The organism is Candidatus Saccharimonadales bacterium (assembly GCA_035945435.1).
GTDB lineage: Bacteria > Patescibacteriota > Saccharimonadia > Saccharimonadales > DASZAF01 > DASZAF01.
Genome location: DASZAF010000028.1, coordinates 1 through 26,668 on the forward strand (window position 1 = coordinate 1; position 26,668 = coordinate 26,668).

A 26,668-nucleotide genomic window follows, 5' to 3' on the forward strand; every position below is an offset into this window, starting at 1 on the left:
GTTATATTTCTCGACAAGCTTGTAGTCCCTGTTGAAGGCGTTGATGTTGGTCTCAATCCAACGCTTCTTAACCTCGTTAGCTAAGCGATTGAGGCCATAGTGGCGCAAGCCCTTAATAGCAGCCCACTCCAGAGGAGCCCAGCCATTGGGACTATCCCACTGTTGCCCGGTGTTAATAAGGGTGCTGACCAACCCGCCCTTTTTGAGGAAGTCACGCTCCAGCCTGGCTGCTACCCGCTCGGCACACTCCTGGGTGGTAATCCCGCAAAAGAGCGGCCAGACGGCAGCCAGCGAGTAGACACCGGTGTGCTCTTGGGTCGAGAAGTCATAGTCAAAGTAGAAACCTTCCTTCTCGTCCCAACAGTATTTCTGGATGGCGGCGATCCGGTTGATGGCTCGCTGGTGGTACTTTTCCGCCAGGTGACTCTGTAAGATTGCCTCATAGCCACGAGCGATAGCAAGCTCAAGATACGCAAGCATAGCGTTGAGGTCTACCGGAACTATGTCGGTCGTGTGGATAGTCGCCATATGCTTACGGTCTCCAAACCAGCGAGAACTGAAGTCCCAGGCCGACTCTGCTGCAGCCCGGATGTCCGTATAGACCTTACTCGGTCGGCGATCTCGAGCCGCGGCAACCGTATCAATGTCATCGCGATACATTTCGGGCCTGGGTGTGCTCTTGTTGTCGTAGTAGCGATTGAGGATCTCACCATCCGGCATTCTGACTACCCGGCGGTAGGCGACCTGTCGGTCTTTGAGCTTATCGACCCCGTTCATCCAGAAGTGGTACTCGCGGCGCATATACGGCAGATAGCGGGCCAGACTACGTTTTTTGCCCTTATGGGTGCCGACCAGGTCGACCATGAAGGCAAAATATGGCGGCTCAGAGCGACTGGCCTGATAGGTGGTGCTGGCGTTCGGGATATAGCCGAATTTCCGGATAAGGTAGACGAAATCCTTCATGATCCCCTCGATAAGATCCCACTTGCCAGCAGTTGCCAGGCCGAGCATAGCAAAGTAGGTGTCCCAGTAATAGAGGGCCCTGAAGCGACCTCCGGGTACGATAAACGGATAAGGTACGGGGATAAGGGCGCTTTTACTGTCGAGCGTTTCGCGGGTCAGAATATCCCACAGCTCGTTGATATGCTCTTCGATCGTATGGTTCGGATCTGTATGGTAGGCAGGCCCCTGGACCAGATACTTATGGAAGTGTTTGTCGACAAAAGCATGTAAGTTAAAACCAGGTGTTTGACGCTGCAGCTCATAGAGGTCGAGAATCTTCTTTAGTCTGACAGCTGGCACTAGGTCGACAAAGGTGATGCCGTCACGATAGACACGCTGTGTCTGGACGTCTTGAAAGAGTTCACCGAGGAGTTCATCTGGCGACTTGGTTGATGGTTGTATAGGGGTCGCGCTATCGATTCGGTGGAGAATATGTCTGAGGGCGTGCAGGGGCTTTGGCAAGTGGCTCTAATCCGTTTAGTGAACTACATAATCAACTATATCACCCCGTTGCCTATGGGGTTAAGTAGAGATGGCGGCAACAATATCGTCAACAACTGTGTCCAGCGGTCTGTTGGCGTCGATAGTAACTGCCGTGGGGATCCTCAACAGTTTCTTCTGCAGGTGGACATGGTAGGCAAGAATACCCTTCAACTCGTCGGGATGTTTACCAAAGTCGTTATTCGTCCGGTTCAGGAGGCGGCGGCGCACTGTAGCCGGGGTGGCTGTCAACACGAATATCTTATCGAAAAGATCGTAAAACTGGGCCTGGTTGGAGACTATCGCACCGACAAAGACAGTCTCGTCGCTAGCAAGCAGCTTCTTGAGCTCCTCCCCTTGCCAGTTCCATGCATATTTCGACCAGTCGATCGGTTTAGGCGGCCAATCGACTGCTCGGCCCGACATATCTTCGAGGCGTGTCGCCGGTAGATCATCGGTATTATATGCAGTATAGCCTCTACGGCGTAGTGCTTCGATGACGCTCGACTTACCAGAGCCGGAGTTACCAGTTATCAGATAGGATGGCATTACATAAAGATAGCACAGATGCACGCCACCAGCAGCAGCTGTTTATAAGAGAGTTTGCAAACATAAGCGTAATGTGTTAATATAGTGAATATGAATCAAGGGCCTCAACAAGAACCTCACTACCCTGACGACGGGGGTCTCTTTGACGACAGACCCTTTGCCGCTGCCGGTAGTGGGCGTGAAACCTCTGGTGATCGTGATAGGCGCCGGCTTCTGGCCGAGGCTGGCCGTCTAGCGGCTGAGGGTAGAGCGACCCGTAGAAGGCAGTGGGTTAGACGCGGACGACCAACACACACTCCCCCACCCTGGTCGGAAGTGCAAGCGCGCATGGCCGCCTTACATGACGACGAAACAGGTGGCGAACGTGAGGAAGAGGACTAGTCGCTTACTCCCAGCGGAAGACGTAGAACGCGACGATATAGATGACCACACCCCAGGCCGCAATCAGACCGATCTGCGGTAAGACCTGCGGCAAGGTCTTACCCTCAGCTACGATATAGCGCATTCCGTCAACGACAGGAGACAGCGGTAAGTACCCGGAGATATGCTGGAGCCATTCAGGCATCAGATAGCGGGGGAAAAAGCTTCCACTTAGAAACATCATCGGTATACCAACCAGGTTAGCCAGAGGCGCAGCCTGTTTTTCGTCTTTAGCCCAGCCGGCGATAGTTAGGCCGAATCCGAAAATCATGACGATCGAGAGAATAGCGAAGACAATCAAGGAGAGGTAGCTCCCGTGCATATGGAAATTGAAAATCCTGACAGCCAAAAAGTACATCAAGGCCAACGAGAGAAGACCGACCACCACATACTGGGCCGCTGTAGCCATAACCAACTGGGAGGCTCTGATCGGTGAGACCCGCAGCCTCCTCAGAGCTCCGTTGGCCTTGTCGGTAGCAAAACCGTTTGCCATCCCGAAGATGCCAAGAGAGAGGATCGAGAAACCGAGCAGCCCCGAGAAGGTATAGTCGAACTCAGTCAGATTCGTTGTCTGAGCCGGTTCGGAAGCGACCTTAAGTGGCTTCTGCTGATGGTAGAAGTGGTTGTTGGTTGTATCAAGAATACTCTGGAGGACAGTCGAAAGTTGCTGCCCGCTTTGCGGGTTGGCTTGCTCATAATAACTGACAGCCGTGCCGGCTGGCACCCCTTGACTGTCCGGCTCTCCAAAGCCCGGCGGCAAGACGACAATACTGTCTAGCTGGCCTTCGCCAAGCTCTGTTTTTGCCGTGCTCATGGAGTCGACGTTGGCGACGTTAAAACCTTTTGTCTTTTCAATCTCTTTGACAAGACCGTTTGCATACGGCGTCTTAGCATCATTGAAGACGGCCACATGGAAGTGAAAAGCGCTCGTCTTAAAGAGCGAGCCAAAGATGAGCAGGAAGATGACTGGGAAGAGGAAAGTAAAGAAGAGGGCGACACGATTACGGAAGAATCGCCTCAGCTGCATCCTAACAAGGCTGCGGACGGCCATAAAGTACTGCATCAGTCTCTCAACTCCTTCCCGGTCAGATCAATAAAGACATCTTCGAGTGTCGCCTGCTGGACCTCAATATGCTTCTTAAAGCCCTTGGCGAGCAGTTTCTTGATCAGATCTTTGGGAGTATCCAGGGTGATAATCTTGCCGCCGTCCATGATAGCTACCCGATGACAGAGAAGCTGAGCCTCTTCCATATAGTGGGTAGTCAGTATGACCGTGATCCCCTTCTTCTTGATCTGCTGTATGAGTTCCCATAAGTTACGGCGTGCCTGAGGGTCAAGACCAGTCGTCGGCTCATCGAGAAAGAGGATTCGCGGTTCGTTGACAAGGGCCGAAGCGATACTGAAGCGCTGCTTCTGCCCGCCAGAGAGTTCTTTGATGGTACTCTTGGCCTTTTCGCTCAGTTTGACTTCCTCAAGCAGGGCCATCGCATCGACACGCTGCCCGTAGAGGCTGGCGAACATGTCCAGAAGCTCGGTCAACGTCAGTTTGTCGAAGAAGGAACTACTCTGTAACTGCACTCCTATGATCTGTTTGACCTTTTGGGGTTCTTTGGCAACGTCGAGACCGTCAAGAATAACCTCGCCACTATCGATCGTTCTGAGCGCTTCGATCATCTCTAATGTAGTTGTCTTGCCCGCTCCGTTGGGACCGATAATACCGAAGACCTCGTCTTCCTTGACTGTAAATGAGACATCGTTGACGACCTTCTTGCCGCCATAGGACTTGGTTAGATGGGATACTTTCAAAATATCTGGCATGCTTTCCTCAATATATCACGAAACCGGAGGAGCCATTAGGCCCCCCCGGCATATTAAAAAATCGTCTGACTAAGGACGATCTACTTCTTCTTAAGGGTCAAGAAACCGTTTCGTGGGTTCTCGTTCACAACTCGGTCAGATGGGAGCTCGTCAACAGCTTCGGCGTCTCGTACGTCCTTGGCGAAGTAATAAATGCGCTGCTGCTTGCCACCACGCAGAGTGACTACTTTAGAATGCAGGTAGTAAGTTACCCCCTTCGAGTTGGTATAAGAGTAAGCCATGGTCTTCCTCCTTATTAGTTGCCTACGTAATCATACCTTACGCTGTCGGTAAACTGTTTGTCAATGATATTTCAAGAGAAAGACAGTGATTTTACTTCTTTCAGCCTGTTGTAAGGTGTTAGACGTGGCGTCGTAAAAACCACCTCCCAAGCTGTTCCCCGAAGGCCCGAACAACTATCAGCAGGGCTAGCAAGAACGTCACTAGAACAGAGAAGCCAGCCAGGTCGGGGCTCCAAGTGGGCGAGTAGAATTGGTACGAGAAAAGAGCAACTGGTGGATAGTGAACGAACAGGTTGGGGTTGGTCCCGCTGGCAGCAGCCCTCGTCTTGTCGATAACGCACTGAGCGTAGACGATATAGTCACTGTTAACACAAGCTGCCTGGGCCTGTTGGTAGACCCCGGGGTCTGCTACGGTGTTACTCGAGGCAGCCTGCTCGGTCAGCTTTTCGACGACACGCTGGTAACTATATTGCAACTCAAGTGGCTGGCTCATACGGGTGTTCATATGATCCATCATGTACGCACGCAGATTACTCAAAGCCCCAGCGACGTTCCCGTTTTCCTGGTCGGCCCTAACGACGGCTGTGCGCCTTGTAATCATGCCGAGGTTATTCTGTCGGAGCAGATATATACTCAGTAGTCCGAAGACGATGGTCGCCAGTATCAACTGCCAGATCCTGATCTTCAAAAACTGCTTTAGATAATGATTGATCTTACCCTTGTCGAGCGTCATCTTACGCTCATTATACCGTCCATTTGCCGCTTACGGTGGCCTAGAGTAAGGTTATAGTATGCATGTATATTTCTCTGGCCTCGGGGGAGTCGCCATCGGCCCGCTCGCCCTTATCGCCCAAGATCTTGGCTATGAAGTCTCTGGTTCAGATATCCAGCGGTCCCGTTTAACGGATATCGTTAAGGAGCGGGGTGTAGACGTCAAGATCGGCCAGGATGGTAGCCAGATCGCTGCAGCCCACACTCAGTCGCCAATAGACTGGATAGTTGTTACGTCGTCACTGCCTGAAAGCCACCCAGAGTTGGCCTTTGCCAAGAAACACAATATCAAGCTGACCAAGCGCGATGAGCTCATCAACCATATCTTAAAAGAGCAAGATCTTAAGTTAGTAGCCATCAGCGGCACTCACGGCAAGACCACGACTACAGCCATGATCACCTGGCTCTTCAAACAGCTCAACGAGCCTGTCAGTTACTCGATCGGTACCGTTGTTCCGTTTGGCCCCTACGGTCAGTTCCAGAAAGGTAGCCATTACTTCATCTACGAATGCGACGAATACGACCACAACTTCCTCGCCTTTCACCCTCATCTTGGGGTCATCACGACCATTGACTACGACCATCCCGACACTTACCCGACTAAAGAGAGCTACCAGGCTGCCTTCGGCCAATTCGCCTCCCAGTGCGGGCAGTTGGTTGTCTGGGAAGACGACCTGAGCAAGCTGGATAACCATCATCTGAAGCCAGTCGTTCTCACCTATGCTGACGTACCTGACAGAAAGCAGTTACCACTCGTTGGTGAACACGTCAGACAGAACGCCTACCAAGCAATGAGAGCCTACCAGATGCTCGCAGGTGCTAAGAAAGCCGATGAGTCGGAGCTCCTAGCCATCCTTGGCAAGTACCCGGGTACCGACAGACGCCTGGAAGTACTGGCACGTTCCCCGGCCGGTGGCGCAATCTATACGACATACGCTCATCACCCGAAAGAGATCAAGGTCGATCTCCAAGCAGTCCGAGAGGTAGCCGACGAGGTCATCGTCGTCTACCAGCCCCATCAGAACACCCGCCAACACGCCATTGCGAAAGAGTATCGAGATGCCTTCGATCAGGCCGCCCATGTCTACTGGTTGCCGACCTATATCACCCGAGAGCAGGAAGACCTACCCATCCTCTCACCCGCCGAGCTTATCAAAAACCTGGCCGATTCCAACAAAGCTGAGCCGGCCGAGATGAACGACGCACTGATCCAGAAAATCAAGGAAGACCTCAACAGAGGTGCCCATGTCATCTTTATGGGTGCGGGCCCGATCGACGACTGGGCTCGCCAGAATTTCAAGATCTAATAGTTGGCGGCGCAGATTGCTGTCTGCTGAGAGGTCTTGTTGGCGGCCCCGCAGTCAGTTAAGACACGGGTGGTCAGGTTATTCAACTGCTGGTTACTAAAACCGTTGTAGCTTTGGATGCTATTAAGCTGCGACTGAATACTACTCTTCTCATTATTGATAACCTCGGAGGTCACCGGGCCGGTCGTATTGTAGTTTTGATTGTCGTTAACCTGGATCAGCTGCTGGTTAGGGATACCGTTTAGGCCCGGCCGAGTGATGTCTAGGGCGTAGTCGGGATTGTTGACGTAGAGAAAAGCACTGATCAGAACTAGAACGAGAGACATAATGATGGAGACGGTCAGAAAACCGAAGAGGCTGAACTGGTGAGAACGCTCTCCCCATGTCTGCTGCAACAGGTTGGCGGCCAGTGCATCAAAGCGTGTCTTGATTCGCTCAATCACTGGGTTGCTCCTTGTTGGCCAGAGGTTGGCGGTTTCAGTGCGGATATCTCTTGGATGTACTGACCAAGCTGTTGGTTGAGACTTTGGACGTCACGATTGGTGTCGGCCCGTGCTTCCTGGGTTTCAGTCAGGATGTTGTAGAACTGCTGTGGATTACTGGCACAGTTAAGAGATAGGCCGTTCTCGAGCAGAATAGCATAATTATTGAAATCGTTCTGGAACTGATTCTCCGAGGAGTTGAGCAACTGGGTCGTACTAGTGATGGCTTTGCTTTTGACGTTATCGTTGCCGAGTCGGGTAGTGAAGGCTGAAGCCTGAGCCACGACAGCTCCGTAAAGGTTGCCCAAGTTTATCCGCAGAACCACATCGTCCCGTCTCAGATGCTGCATACCGACCTGGCCTACGTAGCAGTTATTAGCCACCACACCCAGCTGCTGTTGGCTGAGACTAACTGCAGAAGCCGGCGAGACAACCAGTGAGGTTGCGGCCAGCAAAACCCCTGTTAGAGCTACTGATAGGTGTCGTAGTTTCATCTTCCCTTCAATTGTACACGACTGCCAACCTCTTCAACGAGCCCGTCTTTAACCAGTCGATCGATAACCGACTGGAGACGCTCGTCACCAATCACCTCAGCCAGTTCGTGTCTATTTAATGGCCTTTCAGCGAGCAGTTTGACAACCGTGCCCCGCAGCTGTCTCGATGAACCTGCAAAAGTCGACTGGCGGGTGTAGTGACGGCTCCGATGGTTCTGGTTGCCAATAGTCTTCTTGAGAGACGTGCCATAGTCCATCAGCGCCCAATACCACTCCCGAGGTTGAGTAACGTCAAGCGTCCGTTCGACAATGGGTACGATCTCTTTGTCATCAACACCTGATCGGTCGGCGAAGAAGTGATGAAGATAGACTGTCCGAATATTGGTCTCGATAAAGACTGCCGGCAGATTATAGGCGTAGGCGAGGATGGCTCCAGCAGTTTGGGGCCCTACTCCAGGTAATGCTTCGAGATCATCGACAGTTTTGGGGAGCAGACCGTGATAACTACCAACCACTCGCTTCGACAGTTGGTGCAAGTAGTTGGCCCGGCGGTTATAGCCAAGACCCACCCACTGGATGAGAACTTCGTCGAGAGGAGCACCCGCTAAAGCTGCGAACGTCGGAAAACGTTTGGTGAAGGACTCAAATTTGGGAATAACCCGTTCGACCTGTGTCTGCTGGAGCATGATTTCTGAGACAACGACGTTATAGGGAGTCGGCTGCGCTCGCCACGGCATCGTCCGCCCATGCAGTTTGTAATGAGCCCATACGAGACGCCTAAACTGGCTATCAAGGATGGTCTGCATAACTCTGTCAGACAGCTTCCTCAGGACCTGGGTTCCTTAAATAGTGAACATTATCCGGCGTATATGCGTCGAGTGCCGTGTGAACCCGTCGAGCTTTACGCCAGTTGGCCATAGCTTCTACGCCCCAAAAGACTGTTGGTAGTGTAGTCGCGAAGGGAGAGACAAAGCTAGCTGGTCCGGACAATCCTAGAAAAAGAGGACCAAGTGTCGAGCCACCTTGCCTAAGTCGATCTGCACGAGGCGATGAACGATCTGGGGCATCTACCGGAATAATATCTCCGATTCTGTCAGCATATTCTACGGCCTTACGACGATAACGGTCCCCGGCTGCGTTCACGACCATCATTGCCGCAGCTGCACCAAGACGGACAAGACCCGCGAGCGTACCTTTGCTAAGCATAAACTCGGGAAGATGCCTGCGGAGGGCTATCGACAGCGCAAGAGCCGCCCCAGCCAGGACAATCTGGGCACCTCGTTCCTCGTAGACTCGACGCGGCAGCCGACGTTCAGCACTCTCCCATGCTGTAAGTGCTTCCGGTGAATCTGGTTCAGACATATCAGGGCATGAGACGGTGGATGTCTCGCGGGAAGAGGGTAGCCTCTTTGACGTTATGTAATCCGAGTAGTCGCTGAGTGACGCGCTCGAGCCCCATTCCAAAACCGCCGTGTGGTGGCATACCATATTTCATGGCGCTTAGGAGCGGGGCAAAGCCGGGATCATCCGGGTCTCCCCCGGCCAATTTTTCGAGCTGTTCGATGACCACTTCGTATCGGTTCTCACGCATACTGCCAGTCGTGATCTCGACTCCCCGGAAGAGAAGGTCGACACGGTCGGCGATTGCTGGGTTCTTTTCGTTGGCTTTATGGTAGAACTTCATCTCGCTAGCCGGCCACTCACTGACAAAGACCGCTTCACTATGTAGTTCCTTGGCTGCATATTCGCAGACCCAACGTTCCTCATCGGGACGAAGATCTTTCTCACCGATCGTCTTCTGGCCAGTCGCTTTCGTATAAGCCTCATGGATCTCAGCCATCGTCATGACTGGTATCTCTTTTGGTAGAACTGGTTTAGTCGCCTGCCAGCTCTTCAAGTCGGCTTCGTGAGCCCGCCAGACAGCGTCAACAACATGACCAAGGAGGTCGCTCAAGAGGTTTCGGAGATCATCGAGAGTTATAAAACCCATCTCGGCGTCGATCGAAGTATATTCGGTCATATGCCGGGTGGTAGCGCTCGGTTCTGCCCTGTAGACTGGGCCGATCTCATAGACTCGCTCAAAGACCCCTACCATCATCTGCTTATAAAACTGAGGGCTTTGGGCTAAGGTAGCGGTCTTACCAAAGTAATCCAGTGAGAAGACTTCGGCGCCACCTTCGGTCGGCTCGGCTAGCAACTTCGGCGTATGCATCTCTGTAAAGCCTCGTTCGTCAAAGAATGCTCGTAGTGCTTTACAGAGGGTGGCTTGGATTTCAAAGATGGCACGTTCCTGGATGTTGCGCAATCCGATCACTCGGTTATCAAAGAGGGTATCCAGATTTTCCGGGCGATGACTGAGCGGCTTATCAATCTCGATGGGTGGCTCGTCGGTTACAGCAGCAAGAATAGTCAGCGTGGCGTCGTGCACTTCAGCCCCACCAGGCGCCCGTTCATCTTTAACGACTGTCCCCTCGATTACGAGAACGGTGCCGATCTGATGTTCACGAAGTTTCTCCACCTCTTCTTTGCTGGTGAGCAGCACCTGGGCAAGACCACTACGATCGCGGACAACTATAAATGTCATCCCGCCGAGCAGTCGCTTCTTATGCAACCAGCCTTTGAGAATGACTTTTTGGCCGACGTGATCAGCAATATCTCGGGTAAGAACTCGTTCCATAGTTGAGCCTACTATAACAGATGAGAGACAGGTTGCAAGAAGGGTACCGTTACCTATTCGCCGAAGAGCTTACCGAGAATATCTCGGAGATAGATGACACCAATCGGCTTACTACTCTCATCAACGATAGCCGCTAGCGTCGTGTTCGTTTCCATAAAGGTGCCGAGCGCCTCTTTGAAGCTTGTATCCGGAGCGAGATAGAGGATATGCTCATCCATAAGCGATGAGACCTTAACGTTTCGCGAGGCGTGGCTAAGAGCTACGCCCTGCTCGAGGATTCCGACTAGGTGGGCACGTTTTTCCTCATAGACGCCGAAGACACTGTACTTGCTATCGTGTAGCTCTTTGAGCACAATTGGCCCGATTGTCTCATCACCTTTGATCAACAGGGCATCTTTTAAGCCAACCATCAATTGGCCGATCTTTCGTTCATCAACCTTCATTAAAGAGACGAGCTGCTTCTCGGAGTCGCTCTCGGTATGTTTGTAGCGACGATGATGGAATTCGACAAAGGCCGCCATCTCTTTCTCGTCGTACCAATACGGATAGTCAGGATAGAACAACTTACCGAGTGAGGTGCAGAAGCGGAGGAACGAGACCAAAAAACCAAGTTTAGTGCCATGCGCTCCCTGAACCGACAGAGTCAGCCTCAGGAGAAGCAGTTGGAGTGCTTCGACATATGAAAGGCTCATCACGACGGCAGCCACGACGATAGATAGAATAATGCCAACTAACAGCCCTTCGTCCTTGCTTACAAAGTAACCCATCAGGCTGATGGTGACGACCGTAAAGAACCAGTTGAGCAGTTGAAAACCGGTCTTGAGGTGTTCAAGCCGGACAAGAAGCCGCTGATAACGCTGCCACGGTGGCTGGAGTGTCCGCCACGGACGCACCCTGTTCAACAAGCTGGTCCAAGTGGCCATCTTTAACCACGCGGCAACCAAAAGAATCCAGAGTATTAGCCAGCCCATAACGCTTATAGTGTACGTGATTTCGACCCATGCCGCTAGCCATCTCTCGTAGCACGATGACTCTCTACTATGATCATCAATCCGAAACGTTGTCAAAAGTAGGGGAGTGGTCTCGAGACGATCTGTACAAATATAGAACTGCAGCAGATCATATATCCTGTTCTATGCCAGAACAACAAAACATTCAGTACAAAAATAGAACTAAAGTAGAAATAGGGGAGTGCGTGAGAAAAGTATGAACATTACTACAAGTCGCGCTAATCTTCTCTCTGTTAGAGTTACGAATCCGCTAGTCAAACTGGGCCTGAGTTTGCTATGATGGCAGCTGTACGTCCCCAACTCCCAGATCGAAAATCAAGATGCTACAGAATATCCCTACCAGACAGAAAATAGTTATTATGCTCGCCGTTATGTCGGGCTTTTTCTTGGCCGCGCTTGATCAGACGATCGTCAGTACTGCCTTGCCAACCATCATCCGCCAGCTCAATGGTCTTTCGGAGCTGAGCTGGGTCATCACCGCCTACCTTCTGACTTCGACAGTCGTCCTCCCTATCAGCGGCAAACTCTCAGACATGTTCGGCCGCAAGAAGTTTCTTCTACTCGGAATCGCTGTATTTCTGATCGGGTCAGCGCTTTCGGGGACATCAAACAGCATGCATCAGCTCATAGCCTTCAGGGCTGTCCAAGGTATCGGCGCAGGTCTATTAATGTCTAACGCTTTTGCCGTTATCGGCGACCTCTTCACCCCCATTGAACGAGGTAAGTGGCAGGGCGCTATCGCCTCTATGTTTGGCCTAGCATCCGTGGCCGGCCCATTGCTTGGAGGATATCTGACAGACACCCATCACTTGTTCGGACTGACAACTGACTGGCGATGGATCTTCTACGTCAACGTGCCTATCGGCATTCTAGCCCTCTTCCTTATCAGTACCTTCATGCCTCATGTCACCCAAAAGCGAGAGAAGATCGATTACCTTGGAGCTACCTTCATCACGGGTGGTCTGGTCTCTCTCATCTTGGCGCTATCGTGGGGTGGTAACCAGTACGCATGGCGTTCGTGGCAGATTTTGAGCATGTTTGCTCTTGCTTTGGTCTTCTTTATCACCTTTGTCTTCGTCGAGCGAAAAGCCGAAGCTCCCCTACTTCCCCTGAGCTTCTTCAAGAATCCAGTCTTTCGTGTGGCAGCTCCGATCGTCTTTCTCTTTGGTGGTGCCTTCTTCGGTGGCATTATCTATATCCCCCTCTTTAAACAAGAGGTCCAAGGGGCAACAGCGACTGGAGCCGGATTGGCACTGACTCCAATGGTCCTGTCCATCGTGGTCGTTAGTATCGCCGCTGGACAGTTCATCTCACGTACCGGCCGATATAAGATCCTGGCGTCTGTAGGGTTAGCAGTCACGACTGTCGGCCTGATCATGCTCAGCCACCTTGGCGTCCATACGACAGCGGGGCATATGGCTCTTGGCATGATCATCACGGGCGCCGGGCTTGGTGTCGGCCTGCCGGTCTTTAACCTCGTTGTACAGAACGCTTTCCCGCAGTCGCAGTTGGGTGTATCGTCATCTTCGACTCAGCTTGCCAGGGGCCTTGGTGGAACAGTCGGCGTCGCAGCCCTCGGTAGTGTCCTCAACAACTTCCTCGTCCATCGCCTCAGCAATCTCCATAACAACGCGTTTGTCCAGATCGCCCAGAAGACGGGCCATGGCAGCCAGGTGGCCCACCTTAATGAGAACAGTGTCCAAGGTATCCTCTCGCCGCAGGGACAGCAGGCTATTACTTCACAGCTTAGTCACCTGCCCTCTCAGCTTCACCCCGCTGCTATGTCAGCCTATGCAGAGTTCATAGATAAATTAAAAGTAGCTTTCGTCTACTCCATCGATAAAGTACTTGTCGTCAGTGCGGCGCTCGTAGCCGTCTCGTTCGTCATCAGCCTCTTCTTGCGAGAGATCCCGCTCAGACATCACGAGTAAGAATCTTCATAGGCCGAAGACCGAAAAAAAGGCGCCCGGGTTGCTTGCAGGCATCACTTCAAGATCAATCCACCAGTTTGCACCATTGCTGTTTGTGTTCGGATAACCCCATGCCCCCGTGAAATAGGCACACTGACCGACGAGCGAAGCGACGGATGATGGTGCGCTGATCGGCCCGTTCCCTGCACCACTATTACCTGAGACAAAAGGACTGGAGCTGTTCCAGTAGTTCGAGGTGTAGGTAAACCAGTTGGAGCCACTGCTGGCGTATACGGCCACCTGGTAGCCACCCGGCTGGAGTTGCAAGCCAGACGAACTGTAATCAACGTAGACCCAGCCACTCCCTGCCGCCGCCGCTCCGCCGCCTGGCAGTTTCCACGACGGTGAACTATTATCTGAACCCGCGACCTCTGTCTGCGAGGTTGTACTAAAGAGACCACATCTCGAAGGTAGAACGGCCATTCCGGCTCCCGAATAGTACCAAAGCTTCTCGACGGTTACAGGTTGTGAGATAGCAATCTGAGTTGTGAGTGTAAAGTTACCACTGGAACCCCCGAGCAGCCACGGTGCAGTGGATGAAGGGAAGAGCCGATAGGTTGCGCCAGCCGGAACTACATCGGTAATCTGGACATCTATCCAGAGATTCGCCGAGGTGTCGCTCTGATTGGGCATATTGACCGTAGGGTCTGTTCCGCCAATACTGAAAGAGCCCTGGGGTTGATTCGCAACCGGCGACACTGCACTTCCTGTAGAATCTGAGTAGGCCATGAGCGGGCCATTGGTAATGCCCGCCGAGTATGGATCGCCTGAACCAAACTGATTTTTAGTCTCAGAAAAGTTATTCGAAAAGCCAGTGGCCGCGACGTGTACGTAGCGTTCTGATAAGGGAATAGGGGTAGCTAGTGGCACATAGTTCCACTGCCCGGACGTAAGTGTCCCCGAAGTAACCGTTGAGTTGGGGACGACTGCGTTAAGCCCGTCACCAAGCGACCAGAGACAGAACTTCTGAGCTGAAGTCGACTGTCCACTCGCCACCCACCACCAGTAGCCTGCTAGATATAGCGTCGGCTGGGTAACAGTGAAACTAATACCACTCACGAATGGACCAGTATAAGTGACCGAAGAAGCCGGTCCGTTAGTAGATGGAAAGAGTCTATACGTCGCCATAGCAATAACTCCGCAGCATGTCTCTACGTACTTCCAATAATAATACATCTCGAGACTGAACGCTTGTGCTTAGAGTCACTACCCTCTTACTTCTCGAGGTCGTTCGCAAAACATAAGGGAGTTCTGTACAATAAAAAACTAGCTAAGGAACGAACTTGCGTGGCGGGTATAAGTTATAACACGGGAGCAACGGGCGGTGCGGCTAACGTAACTAGCATCAACTACACCGCGCCAGCTGGAGTCCTCGTCAATGATGTCATGATCCTCGGGATTGTTGTCTTCACTGAGGACTCAACGCAACCTGCCTTTTCAGTCACATCGACAGGTTCAGAAGTATGGACGATTGTCAGCCCCGTAGAACTGGCAGCAGGAGCCGGTATCTACACCTATGGATTTGTCTACTCTGCTGTGGCAACAGCATCGTCGGCTCACGCTACCGTCACAGTCAGCGAAACGGGATCACCAGGAAGTACGACATGGATTGGAGCTGCCATGGCCAGCTACACCGGAGCACGTACTACGAGCTCAATCGACGTTATCGGTGGTACCTCAATACCGGGGCAATCGGCATTCACTATCACCTGTCCGACCAAAACCACCAATGCCGCTAACGACTGGGGTATCTATATTATGGCCGGCGGCAACAATGGCTCCGGGGTAAGTGTCCCGTCAGGTACCACCCAGCGCCAGCTTGCCAGCACAGGCGGAGGTATGATCGCGGTTATTGCTGACAGTAACGGCATTGTTGGACCGGCTTCCACTACCATAGGCGGTGGAGTATTTACCAACACTGCTGATGTTGCTTCCAACTGCTGGCTGACCGCTTTCACGATAGGACTGGCGCCGGCACCTGTTAATCCAGGCGGATTCATGCCACTCTTCTAGGGCCTTCTTTGACACACCTGTTTTAACCATGTCAAAATAAGCCCATGAATCCTCGGGGTATTCGCACATCTGACTACATATCGCTTGTGATCATCGCCGTTATTGTGGCGGTTCACTCCCAAGCGGCGAAGAACTCTCTGGCCCCTGACGCTTTAACGCTCATCTTCTACTTTGTCTTTGGCCTGGCTCTTGCCACCCGTTGGATCGGCTGGTTATCGGGGGAGTTTGATCCAGACAGCTCACTGGCTGGCGAACTGGCGGCCAAGAGTGGCCCCCTTGTCATGCTCGCCTATATCATCTTCGTTATTTGGGTTGTCTTTGATTGGTAACGCTACTGGCCAACAAGCACAACGATGTTGGCACCAGACGGGACTGATTGTCCTGCCGGCATACTGCCGACTGTCCCACCAAGATAGCTGGCTATCTGGCTGGCAAGGCTGGCGTCGCTGCTCGTAACAGCTACGACGAGAGTCTTGGACTCTTTAACGGACGCGTTGGCATAAGTTGAACTGATACTTGCTTGAGAGCCGAACTTACTGTTGATTGATGCACCTGTGGAGGCAGCTTTACCATTCGTACTAGAAGCGTTGAGAACGGCTACGACCGGCTTGCTGGGGACTGCTGACGTTCCTGCCGGTGTCGAGCTGGTGCCGGAGCTATTATTGAGCACGACCGGTCCGGCGTTAATTATCATGTCGGTGCTTGGGCGGTAGATGATGGCCAGTTGGGCCTTGGTGTAGATAAGAAGCTGGTCGCTATCCTGCGCGTTCCGGAAGAAGGCCTGTCCTTTGAGAGAGTTGACGTTGACGATCTTGGCCACGGTCGGAGTTTGGCCCTTGGGCAGAACGTAGAGCTTGCCTACTTCCTGGATGACCTTGTTGGCAGTCGCTTGATTGGCTGCGTTCGGGTTCTTCTTCAAATCCTGGTACTTGGTGTAGTAGTAAGTCGTCCCGATCGCCAGTAAAACAATAATGGCCGAAACGCCGATAAATAGATACCTATTCTGCTGATAGCGTACTCTCACAGTTACAACTTCCCCATCAGTTAAATGCTATGCTCTATCTTAAGCAAAAACAGGTTCAGAGTCAAACGAACACCACACCCTATGTGCAACTAAAAACCAGGGTATGTAAATCGTGGACTAGACGGGCAGACGAGCGTGCCACTCTGACCAAGCCGCTTTGAGTGTCGGCGCGTAGCGGTCCGGGTGAAGCACCAAGTCCTTAATCAGTTCGTGGGCACTGGTAGCCCTAGGCGCTCCGACATCTATGGCGCTGAACTTGGCAGGTACGTCCTCTACAACCAAGAAGTAGCTGGTCGCATAGGTCGTCGAACCATCGGGGAAGGTGCGTATATCCTCACCGATGTACGTCGGAGTAGCATCAATGTAGAGCTCGCGCTTGAGCGCTCGCTTAGCGGCCTGCAGTGGAGTCTCATCGCTCCTCATAATGGTCGCCACTGGTACCCCGAACTTGCCGGCGTAGAGATTCGGCAGATCCTTACGTGAAGGGATCTTGCTGATGATTAACTCCCCGAGTGGAGTGATCAGGAAGATAAAAACTCCATGATAGATATCATGGAGTTTGTCGATCTCTGCGCGTTTCTTTGAGCCAATAATCTTGCCCGAGCTGTCTAGTATACTCACCAGATAGTTATCGTGACGCTTAGACTCTTCCATACATCTACTATACACCTCTTTCCCAAAAGTAAAGAAAAAGTTCTTGACTTTTGTTTTTTCGACCGAAAAGTGGCATATTATCTCGCTTACGTTCCCTCTTGTGCGCCACAGTAGAAGATGTAAAATGAACATAGTGACCAGCTAGCGGTATTTAAGAGACCGACCACTGGCTTCTGAAATGACAAAAAACCAAAAAATAGGGCTGACTGTATTAGAGAGGACCGTAGAGGCCCCCGCCGTTGCGCTCGAAAAGAGCGTCGAGGGCATGCAGACGTTTGCCAATACTATCCCTCTTAAGAACCACCATCCGGTTAAGAAAGCCAAGGACTTCTGGTATACGCTTGGGCCGGGGCTGACGACAGGGGCTTCAGACGACGACCCGTCAGGTATTGCCACATACTCTCAGACAGGTGCCCAGTATGGTTTTGGGCTGCTCTGGTTGGCGCCCTTCACTTTCCCCCTGATGGCCGTTGTCCAAGAGATGTGCGCCCGAATCGGGTTGGTGACCGGCCGTGGGCTGGCCGGCAACATCCGCACCCACATGGGCAAACGCATCCTCTATATTACGACGCTTCTGCTCTTCGCCGCTAACGCCTTCAACATCGGAGCGGACATAGGTGCTATGGCCAGTGCAGCCCAACTACTCCGTCACGGGCTCAGTTTCACACTGCTGGTAATTGTCTTCACCATCTTTATCTTGCTTCTACAGATCTACACCCCGTACGTTAAGTATGCCCGTTACCTGAAATGGCTGGCTCTAATCTTGCTTGCCTATATCGTTTCAGCTATCCTCGCCCATCCGGACTGGCATACCGCTTTCAGAAACACTGTCGTCCCCCATCTTCAGTTTACGAAGACCCAGATCCTCCTTATCTGCGCTATCTTGGGTACGACCATCACGCCATACCTCTTCTTCTGGCAGACCTCCCAGGAGATTGAGGAAGAGATCGCCGCTGGCGAAACAACGATCGCTTCTAGGGTCGGGTCAACGCCCGAACAGATGAAAGCCATGCGTGTCGACGTCTGGTCGGGTATGTTCCTGAGCAACGTAGTAATGTTCTTCATTATTGCTGCCTGTGCGAGTGTACTTTTCAAACATGGCATCACAAACATTAATACAGCCGCCCAGGCTGCCCAGGCACTGAAGCCGTTCGCTGGCAACGCCGCTGAATGGCTCTTCGCCATTGGCATAATAGGTGTAGCCCTGCTAGCTATACCCGTCATGGCCGGATCAAGTGCCTACGCCATCAGTGAGAGTATGGGTAAGCACCAAGGGCTCAACCACAAGCTCAAGCAGGCCTATGCTTTCTATGGCACAATCATCATCTCGATGCTAGTCGGCCTCGGCATCAACTTCATCGGTCTCAACCCGATCAAAGCCCTCATCTACTCGGCCGTCCTTAACGGTGTCGTAGCCCCGATCATCATCGTTCAGATTGTTCTAATCGCCAGCAGTAAGCATCTGATGGGCGAATGGAAGAACGGTAAGGCGAGCACGGTTGTCGGCTGGATCACAGTTTTCTTGATGGCAGCCTCTGGTATTGCCGCTGTCTACGCGCTCTTCCCGTAGTCACTTCTTTATCAGCAAATTGTATTTTGTACAATTAAATGATACTGTAAGTAACAATGACTGCTGAGATTCTTGGGGAGGCGACTCGCGCTAGTGAAGTTGCTGCCCTTGAGAGAATGTACCGTATGCAACTCGGCCCGGATCATCAGTATTTGAAACGGGTCACCGGCCTCGTCGTAGATATAAAGCTCACGGCCGCTGATGAGGTTGATGCCGCTATTGTGACTGACGGGGGCGATCTAATCGAGGTTGTCGAAGACGAAGCGTCTGTCGATGAGACAGACGAAGACCAGCCCGCCCGCGAGCCGGAGGTTGACGTGCGGACTGAGGACTTAGTGCGTATTTACCTGCGCAGTATCGGCAGGGTGCCTCTTCTAACTAAGGCACAAGAGATCGAACTTGGAAAACGCATCGAAAAGGGGCGAAAAGAGGAAGGAAAGAGCGAACGTGAAAGAGACGAAGCTCTTGTTGACGACGGCATTACCGCCAAAAAAGAGCTGGCAAACGCGAATCTCCGTCTCGTTGTGTCCATAGCTAAAAAAATGACCGGGCAGGGCGTCTCCTTTCTCGATCTGATCCAAGAAGGTAATCTCGCACTCTACCGAAAGGCGGTTGAAAAATATAACCATAAGCTAGGGAACAAATTCTCTACGCACGCCACCATTGTCATCCGACAGGCCATGCAGAGAGCGATTGAAAACCAGGCCCGAACCATACGCGTACCGGTTCATGAAGTTGAGGTAATTGACAAGATCAAGAGAACCCAACGAGATAAGTTGCAAGAGCTTGGGCGTGAGCCGACCACAGAAGAGATTGCCGCAGCGCTTGGAATAACTCCTGATGAAGTCGAGGAGTCGCTAAGCTTCGATCGTGACCCATTCTCACTTGAATACAAGCTGGAGGATGACGAGGGAGGTGGTACAGAATTTGGAGACCTACTGGCAAGTCAAGAACCCTCCCAAGAAGAGTACGCTACCCATGGTGAACGGTATCGGCTATTCGCTGCGCTCTTTGACGCAGCCGAGCTCAATGCCGACCAGCGAACCGTAGTCGCATACCGTCTTGGCCTGGTTGATGGGAGGCAATGGGAGTTTGAGAAAATTCGAGCTCTGATTAGAGGTGTTTCCAGAAATCGAATCGGCCAGATCTTTGATAGAGCCATAGCGTTGATGGAAGAGAAGGCGGCCGATCAACTGCTCAATCTGATCGACTTCGTCGCCGAGAGTAACGCTTAGGCGACTATCCCCTGACAGCAAGCATACAGAGTCTACATTACGTCACTGCTGTGATCTAGCCTTTACTGTAGTCGCAACCTATACTTATAACATTAAATAAGAGACGCCCCTTTATGCACACCCCCCGGCTCTGGTTGAAAACGCCAGATAATAACAGCACATCCAATCAAGCCCTCGTGCGCTTATCTAGATTTGTTATACGTGTCTTTAGGCGCATACGGCAAGGTGAAGTTAGTAAGTATTGGTATGCCGTCGCATGTCTGTTTATAGTATCCATGGCCATCGTACTAACCATACTCCTGCAAGGATCACCAAGTACAAAAAGCCATAGCGCTTCGAATATTACTACCCGGGCTAGTGCGAAAAATAAGAGTAGTGCGACATCGTCAAACCCACATCACTCAACGGCCCCAACCACCAGCCAAAACCCACATAGCGTTACGTCAACGACTTCGTCATCTGGCAATTCACCTACTCAATCTCTTGGTAGTGGCACGACGACCCAAGACTCGCAATACTGGTTGATAAACAGTTCTGGCATGAGTGCTTTGCAAGCCAGCGATCCTACCGCTGCGTCATGGTTCTTTAATGGCTCACAGGATTGGGTCATAAGCGGCTATGGCATGAGCATAGGAGCAGCCAGCCCAGTAGCCGACTATGAATCATACGCACAGTTTGCGAGCGACATAGTAACTGGAAACATAGCGTCTGGTATCAAGTGGGTACTCTATGACGACGAGGCATGGTCTGGTACGCCATCTATTGAACAGCAACATCCCGAGACTTACCTTAAAGAGTTCGCTCAGTTGGCTCATCAACATGGCTTTAAGGTCATCGAGACACCAGCTCGCGATTTGATGTCCGTGCAGGGAGCTGACTGTGACCAAGCTACGACTGGAGCGAGCAGTGTCGAGGCAGCTTACTTGGCATGCAATATCGCTGCCGACACCCAAGATGCTGATGTTATGGACATCCAGTCACAAGGAGACCAGACAGATCTACCGCTCTATACCTCATTCACTAATAGCGCGGCTCAGCAAGCTCATGCGGTTAACCCAAATATGATTGTTATCGCCGGGCTGACATCTTACCGAGGTTACGATTCATCGAGTATCGTAAGTGCGTGGCAAGCCGTCCGCGCAACTGTCCAAGGTTTTTGGATGAATATCTCTCCATCGGCGCCCACCCCCGCTCAACAGGCGCTGGATTCAATCATCGCCCTAGAACACTAGCTAGGAATACTCCTCCAGAGAAGACCCGGTAAAAAGTGTACTAGGTCCGACTCGCCTTAAGTTAACTCACGAAGCTGCATATGTTTATTAAATGCACTCTTGTTGTGTGCTAAACTGTGCACGAATGGTCCAAAGCAAAAATGGATAGTCAAATAGGCTCATCGCCAGGCCTAAAGAGTACTGGGGCTAGTCTACCACCCAACCAAACGTCAACCCAGCCGCCTCCGCAGACATCTCCACCTAGCAGCCAGCCGATCGTTGGCTCGGTAGACCCACTACCAACTAATACAGTCGAGCCGCCATGGTTACGCCATAGAAGAATAAAGCGCCTAGTAGGCAAGCTGGTACGTTTTGGTTTGTTGGCAGCCCTACTGATAGTTATCGGGATCGGAGGATATCTGATGACCTCAAGCTATAATTTGAGAGCCATCATTACTGACTCAAAGTTCCGACAGTATACATTCTCAAATGACAAAGGCGAGAAGTACAGAATAGTGTTTTATAAGAACTCGGTCCAAGAAAACTACAATTTTGGAACAGTCACTAGTAGAGTCCTGCTTTCACCTTCTACAGCCACTGGCAGTGTGCCAATCTTGGTAGCCTTAGATGGTAAGAGAGGAGATACTAATGCTGCCGCCGAAGCTAAACTACAGGAATGCACCACCGAGGGGGCGAGTGTGGCGTTTAGTGTGTATATCAAATCTATTGGGGTAAATGCCAACTTCTGTACATACGCACAAGGTGTTGGCTATGAGTCCTTTTTCGGTAACGCAAACTCCGTATACTTTATGCAGATCATTCCTGCCGGAAATAACTTAGCGCAGACTGATGCAAATGCCCAGAAGATCGTCAATAGTAATCCAAGTATCAGCGACGCAGAAACAATCGCAGAATCTTTTGTATATCTAAGGAACAATTGATATCTAGCACAATACGCCTATCAACTCTCTTAGTTGCTGTCATGGAATAATCGCCAACGCTTAAGATTGACATGGGCATAAACGGTGTCATAATCACGAATCATGACTGAACTTAGAGAAATCACAGAAGACAGACCTAGCGCCGATCGCGAGCCACCAACACTGACCGCCACCGGCAGGGCTCTCGTAGGACTACTCGTCGGTGCTTCAAAAGCAGGCCTGCTTGTCGGTCGCGCTGCAGGTGTGACACAAGAGAGGGTACGAACCTGGAATAAGGGTCCCTATCGTGCGGCAGCCGAGATAGTAGCCACGACTATTACTAGAGCAGTTCCCGAGGATGAGCAATCAGGAGACGGCCAAGAAGACAGTCCGGCTCTCCCAGCCAGCTTAGCGAAGCAATTGTAACTGCGGCGAAGCCCGTAATCTACAGATCACTCGCAAACTTGGCAGTCGTCAGCCTAGGAGCAGGCCTCGGGCAGATAGGCAAGCGAGGTGAAACCCATGGACATCACCTCGCACGTGCGGCAGCTGAAGCGTTGACAGGCAATAGTACTACTAGCTAATCCCTACAATCTGCAGGTTAATCGGCTTGGCACCAGCCGGACCAAAACTCCACTGAATTACATCACGGATCTTCCTGCCTATCAGATTCTGCCCAAATGGGCTCTCATTGGAGATCTTGCCCTGAGCAGGATCAGCCTCCAAAGGATCGACGATTGTATAAGCAAGCTCCTTGCCATCACCTTTAAGATGGACGTGCGAACCAAGTTTTACTTTTGTTGCTTGGCGGATGCGTGGTAGTAGTTTGGCTTTTTTCAAAATATACTCTGTCTCAATAATCTCCTCCTCGATTAGCTGGAGTTGATTGACCTGTTCGGTCAGCGAGATTCGCTCTTCGTACTTGTTGGCTGAGCGGGCGTCTTTGAGAGCCCTCAGCGTACGCAATGAGTGGGCGTGCTCGTTTCGAAGCGAGCGCAGACGTTTCTTAAACCGCTTGAAACCTTCTTGGCTCAAGTAGTAGAGATCACGTCGAACTTTGTTCGTCCGTTGGGCAATACGCATGATTCTCCCCCCTTTTATTTGATTTACTTTTAACTCCGCTATACGTTCCCCAGACTCGGGCGCTAACGCGGGGCATATTTTAATTCAAGCACCGAAATCTTAAAATTTGCTGATAATACCGCTCACGCTTGGGTAATGTAGTTATTTTTACGTAGATGACCCATTCGACTGGGTGTTCGCCCCATTACCACTTGTTCCTCCGCCAAACGGCGAAAAGGTCGTTGTCGGGTTGATAGTGACTGAGGTTGCGTTAAAGGTACCTGAACTGGCCTTGCTGCCCCTAGCGATAACCGTGTCACCAACGCTTACTGACGATCCGCCTGTATATGTGGTCGCGCTACTCGTCTGGACCGTTGTTGAGTTTCCAAGTGGGTTCTGAACCGTGAACGAACTGCCGTTCACGGTTGTCACCTGGCCGAAGACACCACGCCGCATGAATCCACCACCCCTAAAACCGCCGCCGAATGGTGAGTTGCTGTTGTTGCTACTAAAGGTCGTCCCCGAAGGAGAGTTGGATGCGCTGGCGGTAGTATGTATATGCTCGCCGTAGTAAGTACCGAGAAAGAAAGCCAAGCCTATGGCAAAGAGCCCTGTGATCACAGTTGTTGCAGTCTTGGGTACCTGAAAGGTAGCACGTGGTTTCGATGTTGAGGAGACTGAATGAGCGTGCTTTACGGGCTTTTCGTGTTCGTTAGGAGCCGGTAGTGAGATGTCAGCGGGGTTATGCTTTCTGCCTGGCATCCTCAAGCCTTCCGTCTTTTAATTTAAATGTCATATCCGTCCTGCCGGCGATCGACAGGTCATGCGTAACAACAAGAATAGTGGCGTTCTCGGACTTAGCCAGTTTGTGAAGCAAATCGAAGATCATCTTACCGGTCTCTGTGTCTAGGTTACCGGTCGGCTCGTCAGCCAGAATTACTTTAGGGTGGTTGGCTAGTGACCTGGCTATGGCGACCCTTTGCTGTTCGCCGCCGCTGAGCTTACCAGGTTTACGCTTCTGCTTGTCACCAGTCAGCCCAACACTATTAAGAAGTTCTTCTGCCTTCTGGCGACGCTCTTTAGCGGGTATGTGCGCAAAAGCCAGGGGCAGCATTACATTCTCAAGAGCCGTTAAGTTTGGGATCAAGTTGTAGTTCTGGAAGACGAAGCCGATTCGTTTGAGTCGGTAGTTCGTCAGTCGACCCCCATGCAGTGAGGTGATGTCCGTACCATCGACCTTGATAGATCCTTCGGTCGGTCGGTCGAGCGCGCCTAGCATGGAGAGAAGGGTGCTCTTGCCACTTCCACTCTTGCCGATGATCGAAGCAAAGCAGCCCTCGGGCACTTTGAAACTGACGTCATCGACTGCGGAGACAATAGCGTCTCCTGATTTGAATCGTTTAGTAAGGTGTGTAACTTGTAGCATTATTCAGTCCTCATTACTTCCGACGGTCTAATCTTCGTAATCATCCACGAGGCTACGACGCTGCCAATTATGGCAATCAGAATGGCCGCTCCTAAACCATAGATGATGATGCTCCAGCCAACTGCCGCATGTATCGATGAGAGATTATGCCTGAAGAGCTGACCACCACCTCCAATCCTCCTGAAGAAACCACCTCCCGGGCCTGGGCCTGCAGCTACAGCCCCGCCAGGACCGGTCACGGCCACGTTGTTTGCGGCAGAGCTCGTGCTGTTGTTGACGAGGGTCTTGGTGATTGGGTTGCCGGCAATAACACCGAGCCCCATGCCGATGACTGAAGCGATCAGTGTTAAGGTAACTGCCTCAACGGCAAACTGGCTGATAACTCGACTACTGGAGGCACCGATTGCTTTCAGAACACCAATCTCCCTTCGTCGCTCGCGGACGATCATAATCATCGTTAGCAAGATGATGACGGCGCCGGCAATGGTGGCCCCGATGACACTGGAGAGTGAGACACTTTTGACACTGTTAAGCGGAGCGAGCGTGTTGTTGGCCTGCGTCTGTGAGCTGACCACATCTGCAGAGGAGCCAAGCTGTTTTGAGATAGCGCTTGTCGCCGAGCTAAGATTGCTTAAGGAGTCTACCGTAGCCGTCGCGCTCGTCACGTCGCTACTCTGACCACTGAGTCGCTGTTCAGTCGGAAGTGAAAGAACAACAAAGTTATTGCCTGCCTGAGTGCTAGTAGTAAAGATACCGGCAACAGTGAGGGTTGTACTGTAGGCCGTGAAGGTTGAGCCAACTTTCAAGTTGTTCTTGCTGGCCATGGCTTGAGAGACCATTGCGTCATCGGTATTTGAACTCCCGTTGATGGCTGTACCACTCGTAATAGTGAGGGTCTGACCATTGACGTCTGTTGTATCGTTTGTGCCGACTACGCTGACCGGTGGCGAGAAGTTAGCGGGTATCCCGCTCTGGCCGAGACCGCCGGCAATGAAGAGTTTGAAGCCGCCGCCTGATCCAGTCGTTCCCGAGACGCCGTTGCCGCTGAAGTTAATCTTAATAGGTGACTTCAGGCTTGTCTGATTTGTGCTGTTCGACGAACCGCCAAATGGCGTGACCGGCTGACTGGACCCGACCGTTGTCAGGTGGTCAGTCAGTGATTCCTGAAGACTCGTTATGTGCGGTAACGTTTTGACCTTGCTCAATTGGCTGGTTGTCAGGGCATTGTTCACTGAACTAAACCCGCTGAAACCAGCCGGTGAGATAGAGATGGTGTTACCGATTGAACCTTCTATCGTTTTGATCTTGTTTGAGACTGCCTGGTGGGCAATCAACATCGTCAGGCTGAGACCGATACTGAGACCCAGAATGAGGACGATCGACGTGCTCCGAATGAGATTACGCGTAGTGTTGCGAATCCCGAAGGTAATCGTGTTCATAAACGAAAATTCCCCTTAACATTTATGTGATGTTGAGGGGAATTGTAGGCAGGCTTTCTGAAAGAAGACTGATACAGGAGGTTTAGATCGGCAACCTGTCTCGTCGCTCAAGACCGATTCGCTGGACGCCCAGCATGCCTAATACGTGATACGGGTTCCACAAAAGAGCGTTATGCGTGACTCTGTTCGGGTCGCCCCCAACCGTATCGAGCCGAACGCCTTCCGCTTGAGCATCGAGCGCATCTTGACCAGATGCCTGGAAGCCAAACTCGCTATTGTCAAACTTCAGGCAGACAGCTGGTAGATTCTGGCCATCCAGCCGCCTGATCCCATGCGCCATAGTCACGCTCCGTACACTTGAGAGACGGGCAATACGTGGCATGACACGAGCGTGGAAACTTGGATGTCGGAGGACCTCGCGCTGGGCTGCAGCGGACTGCTCACTCATAGCGGCTCGTACCCCAGACGGGGTAGAGCGTAACTTCATGATGCGTTTCTCATTGCTTGTGATCCTCATACCGCCGCGCACCAGCCGAGGAACGGACATAGGTTCGGCACCGTCAACCGTCATAAGGCCTTTCAGCTTGATCGTATGACCCAGCTGGGCTTCGTCGAGAGCCAGCATGGCAGCCGAGTGGCCGATAACGACGGCGCCTTTCGCCACTCTTCGAAGACGGTCCGGGTCTTGCAGCCCGTTTCTGAAGCTTATCGTCCTGACGTCATCTACTCGATAGAGACCGTCAATGGCCTCTGCAAGAAGCCCCATCGATTGCTCGGGGACCGAATAGCCACCGATCACTGCTACACATGGTTTGCCCATCGCCTGGTTGTCCTCTTAATATTGACCTACTTG

At 51.9% G+C, this 26,668-nt stretch carries 30 protein-coding genes; 10 read left to right on the forward strand and 20 right to left on the reverse strand.

What is annotated here, in order from left to right; genetic code table 11:
- Together VGS28_03980 and VGS28_03985 are read right to left on the reverse strand one after the other, a co-directional pair.
- On the reverse strand, nucleotides 1-1,464 hold a 1,464-nt coding region (locus VGS28_03980), incomplete at its 3' end, for a trehalase family glycosidase (protein HEV2412928.1).
- 60 nt (nucleotides 1,465-1,524) lie between these two features.
- Entirely contained in the window at nucleotides 1,525-2,031 is a 507-nt protein-coding gene (locus tag VGS28_03985; GenBank protein HEV2412929.1) for an AAA family ATPase, read from the reverse strand.
- Between the two features lie 90 nt (nucleotides 2,032-2,121).
- On the opposite strand from VGS28_03985, the gene VGS28_03990 reads away from it, so the two are divergent.
- The gene (locus VGS28_03990) at nucleotides 2,122-2,412 is read left to right on the forward strand and encodes a hypothetical protein (GenBank protein ID HEV2412930.1); all 291 of its coding nucleotides are present in this window, start codon (nucleotides 2,122-2,124) and stop codon (nucleotides 2,410-2,412) included.
- A 4-nt stretch (nucleotides 2,413-2,416) separates the two neighbouring features.
- Here VGS28_03990 and VGS28_03995 read toward each other — a convergent pair whose 3' ends face one another.
- From VGS28_03995 to VGS28_04010, 4 genes are all read right to left on the reverse strand, one after another.
- Nucleotides 2,417-3,514 (reverse strand): ABC transporter permease, encoded by a 1,098-nt coding sequence (locus VGS28_03995; GenBank protein HEV2412931.1) that lies wholly within the window; start codon nucleotides 3,512-3,514, stop codon nucleotides 2,417-2,419.
- A complete protein-coding gene (locus VGS28_04000) occupies nucleotides 3,514-4,269 on the reverse strand; it encodes an ABC transporter ATP-binding protein (protein HEV2412932.1) in 756 nt (251 codons plus the stop codon). The genes VGS28_03995 and VGS28_04000 overlap by 1 nt, the downstream gene beginning before the upstream one ends.
- 80 nt (nucleotides 4,270-4,349) lie before the next feature.
- Nucleotides 4,350-4,550: a hypothetical protein gene (locus VGS28_04005; GenBank protein ID HEV2412933.1), complete on the reverse strand. Its 201-nt coding sequence runs from the start codon at nucleotides 4,548-4,550 to the stop codon at nucleotides 4,350-4,352.
- 118 nt (nucleotides 4,551-4,668) lie between these two features.
- The gene (locus VGS28_04010) at nucleotides 4,669-5,283 is read right to left on the reverse strand and encodes a hypothetical protein (GenBank protein HEV2412934.1); all 615 of its coding nucleotides are present in this window, start codon (nucleotides 5,281-5,283) and stop codon (nucleotides 4,669-4,671) included.
- A 58-nt stretch (nucleotides 5,284-5,341) separates the two neighbouring features.
- Here VGS28_04010 and VGS28_04015 point away from each other — a divergent pair, with 58 nt between their 5' ends.
- Nucleotides 5,342-6,628, forward strand: a complete 1,287-nt coding sequence (locus VGS28_04015) for a Mur ligase domain-containing protein (protein ID HEV2412935.1) — start codon at nucleotides 5,342-5,344, stop codon at nucleotides 6,626-6,628.
- Here VGS28_04015 and VGS28_04020 read toward each other — a convergent pair.
- The 6 genes from VGS28_04020 to VGS28_04045 are packed head-to-tail and all read right to left on the reverse strand — an operon-like array spanning nucleotide 6,625 to nucleotide 11,252.
- Nucleotides 6,625-7,071 carry a hypothetical protein gene (locus tag VGS28_04020; protein ID HEV2412936.1) on the reverse strand — a complete coding sequence of 149 codons (447 nt, stop codon included), beginning with the start codon at nucleotides 7,069-7,071 and terminating at the stop codon, nucleotides 6,625-6,627. The genes VGS28_04015 and VGS28_04020 overlap by 4 nt on opposite strands.
- Nucleotides 7,068-7,604, reverse strand: a complete 537-nt coding sequence (locus VGS28_04025) for a hypothetical protein (protein HEV2412937.1) — start codon at nucleotides 7,602-7,604, stop codon at nucleotides 7,068-7,070. Before VGS28_04025 ends, VGS28_04020 begins: the two co-directional genes overlap by 4 nt.
- The gene (locus tag VGS28_04030) at nucleotides 7,601-8,410 is read right to left on the reverse strand and encodes a hypothetical protein (protein HEV2412938.1); all 810 of its coding nucleotides are present in this window, start codon (nucleotides 8,408-8,410) and stop codon (nucleotides 7,601-7,603) included. Before VGS28_04030 ends, VGS28_04025 begins: the two co-directional genes overlap by 4 nt.
- Before the next feature lie 7 nt (nucleotides 8,411-8,417).
- Nucleotides 8,418-8,966: a hypothetical protein gene (locus VGS28_04035; GenBank protein HEV2412939.1), complete on the reverse strand. Its 549-nt coding sequence runs from the start codon at nucleotides 8,964-8,966 to the stop codon at nucleotides 8,418-8,420.
- Between the two features lies 1 nt (nucleotide 8,967).
- A complete protein-coding gene (gene aspS / locus VGS28_04040; protein HEV2412940.1) occupies nucleotides 8,968-10,281 on the reverse strand; it encodes an aspartate--tRNA(Asn) ligase in 1,314 nt (437 codons plus the stop codon).
- Nucleotides 10,282-10,334: 53 nt separating this feature from the next.
- Entirely contained in the window at nucleotides 10,335-11,252 is a 918-nt protein-coding gene (locus VGS28_04045; protein HEV2412941.1) for a CBS domain-containing protein, read from the reverse strand.
- A 398-nt stretch (nucleotides 11,253-11,650) separates the two neighbouring features.
- Here VGS28_04045 and VGS28_04050 point away from each other — a divergent pair, with 398 nt between their 5' ends.
- Nucleotides 11,651-13,222: an MDR family MFS transporter gene (locus VGS28_04050; GenBank protein ID HEV2412942.1), complete on the forward strand. Its 1,572-nt coding sequence runs from the start codon at nucleotides 11,651-11,653 to the stop codon at nucleotides 13,220-13,222.
- 6 nt (nucleotides 13,223-13,228) lie between these two features.
- Here the strand turns inward: VGS28_04050 and VGS28_04055 are convergent, their stop codons facing one another.
- Nucleotides 13,229-14,320 (reverse strand): hypothetical protein, encoded by a 1,092-nt coding sequence (locus tag VGS28_04055; protein ID HEV2412943.1) that lies wholly within the window; start codon nucleotides 14,318-14,320, stop codon nucleotides 13,229-13,231.
- A gap of 228 nt (nucleotides 14,321-14,548) precedes the next feature.
- Here VGS28_04055 and VGS28_04060 point away from each other — a divergent pair, with 228 nt between their 5' ends.
- Both VGS28_04060 and VGS28_04065 read left to right on the forward strand, forming a co-directional pair.
- Entirely contained in the window at nucleotides 14,549-15,274 is a 726-nt protein-coding gene (locus VGS28_04060) for a hypothetical protein (protein HEV2412944.1), read from the forward strand.
- A 44-nt stretch (nucleotides 15,275-15,318) separates the two neighbouring features.
- Nucleotides 15,319-15,603, forward strand: coding sequence for a hypothetical protein (locus tag VGS28_04065; GenBank protein HEV2412945.1), 285 nt, complete (start codon nucleotides 15,319-15,321; stop codon nucleotides 15,601-15,603).
- 2 nt (nucleotides 15,604-15,605) lie between these two features.
- Here VGS28_04065 and VGS28_04070 read toward each other — a convergent pair whose 3' ends face one another.
- Together VGS28_04070 and VGS28_04075 are read right to left on the reverse strand one after the other, a co-directional pair.
- Nucleotides 15,606-16,298 carry a LytR C-terminal domain-containing protein gene (locus VGS28_04070; protein HEV2412946.1) on the reverse strand — a complete coding sequence of 231 codons (693 nt, stop codon included), beginning with the start codon at nucleotides 16,296-16,298 and terminating at the stop codon, nucleotides 15,606-15,608.
- A 117-nt stretch (nucleotides 16,299-16,415) separates the two neighbouring features.
- Nucleotides 16,416-16,952 carry a hypothetical protein gene (locus VGS28_04075; protein HEV2412947.1) on the reverse strand — a complete coding sequence of 179 codons (537 nt, stop codon included), beginning with the start codon at nucleotides 16,950-16,952 and terminating at the stop codon, nucleotides 16,416-16,418.
- A 178-nt stretch (nucleotides 16,953-17,130) separates the two neighbouring features.
- Between VGS28_04075 and VGS28_04080 the strand changes: the two genes are divergently transcribed.
- The 5 genes from VGS28_04080 to VGS28_04100 all read left to right on the forward strand — a co-directional run bounded on the left by VGS28_04080 (nucleotide 17,131) and on the right by VGS28_04100 (nucleotide 22,314).
- Nucleotides 17,131-18,522: an Nramp family divalent metal transporter gene (locus VGS28_04080; protein HEV2412948.1), complete on the forward strand. Its 1,392-nt coding sequence runs from the start codon at nucleotides 17,131-17,133 to the stop codon at nucleotides 18,520-18,522.
- A 56-nt stretch (nucleotides 18,523-18,578) separates the two neighbouring features.
- Nucleotides 18,579-19,757 (forward strand): sigma-70 family RNA polymerase sigma factor, encoded by a 1,179-nt coding sequence (locus VGS28_04085; protein ID HEV2412949.1) that lies wholly within the window; start codon nucleotides 18,579-18,581, stop codon nucleotides 19,755-19,757.
- 275 nt (nucleotides 19,758-20,032) lie between these two features.
- Nucleotides 20,033-20,989, forward strand: a complete 957-nt coding sequence (locus VGS28_04090) for a hypothetical protein (GenBank protein ID HEV2412950.1) — start codon at nucleotides 20,033-20,035, stop codon at nucleotides 20,987-20,989.
- 140 nt (nucleotides 20,990-21,129) lie between these two features.
- On the forward strand, nucleotides 21,130-21,909 hold the full coding sequence (locus VGS28_04095; GenBank protein HEV2412951.1) for a hypothetical protein: 780 nt from the start codon (nucleotides 21,130-21,132) through the stop codon (nucleotides 21,907-21,909).
- Nucleotides 21,910-22,011: 102 nt separating this feature from the next.
- Entirely contained in the window at nucleotides 22,012-22,314 is a 303-nt protein-coding gene (locus tag VGS28_04100; GenBank protein ID HEV2412952.1) for a hypothetical protein, read from the forward strand.
- A gap of 150 nt (nucleotides 22,315-22,464) precedes the next feature.
- Here the strand turns inward: VGS28_04100 and VGS28_04105 are convergent, their stop codons facing one another.
- The 5 genes from VGS28_04105 to VGS28_04125 form a co-directional block, all read right to left on the reverse strand.
- The gene (locus tag VGS28_04105) at nucleotides 22,465-22,971 is read right to left on the reverse strand and encodes a GreA/GreB family elongation factor (GenBank protein ID HEV2412953.1); all 507 of its coding nucleotides are present in this window, start codon (nucleotides 22,969-22,971) and stop codon (nucleotides 22,465-22,467) included.
- A gap of 147 nt (nucleotides 22,972-23,118) precedes the next feature.
- Nucleotides 23,119-23,712 carry a DUF5666 domain-containing protein gene (locus VGS28_04110; GenBank protein HEV2412954.1) on the reverse strand — a complete coding sequence of 198 codons (594 nt, stop codon included), beginning with the start codon at nucleotides 23,710-23,712 and terminating at the stop codon, nucleotides 23,119-23,121.
- On the reverse strand, nucleotides 23,693-24,376 hold the full coding sequence (locus tag VGS28_04115) for an ABC transporter ATP-binding protein (protein ID HEV2412955.1): 684 nt from the start codon (nucleotides 24,374-24,376) through the stop codon (nucleotides 23,693-23,695). The genes VGS28_04110 and VGS28_04115 overlap by 20 nt, the downstream gene beginning before the upstream one ends.
- Nucleotides 24,376-25,815, reverse strand: a complete 1,440-nt coding sequence (locus VGS28_04120) for an FtsX-like permease family protein (GenBank protein HEV2412956.1) — start codon at nucleotides 25,813-25,815, stop codon at nucleotides 24,376-24,378. Before VGS28_04120 ends, VGS28_04115 begins: the two co-directional genes overlap by 1 nt.
- 82 nt (nucleotides 25,816-25,897) lie before the next feature.
- Entirely contained in the window at nucleotides 25,898-26,635 is a 738-nt protein-coding gene (locus tag VGS28_04125; GenBank protein ID HEV2412957.1) for a hypothetical protein, read from the reverse strand.
- Nucleotides 26,636-26,668 lie beyond the last annotated feature (33 nt).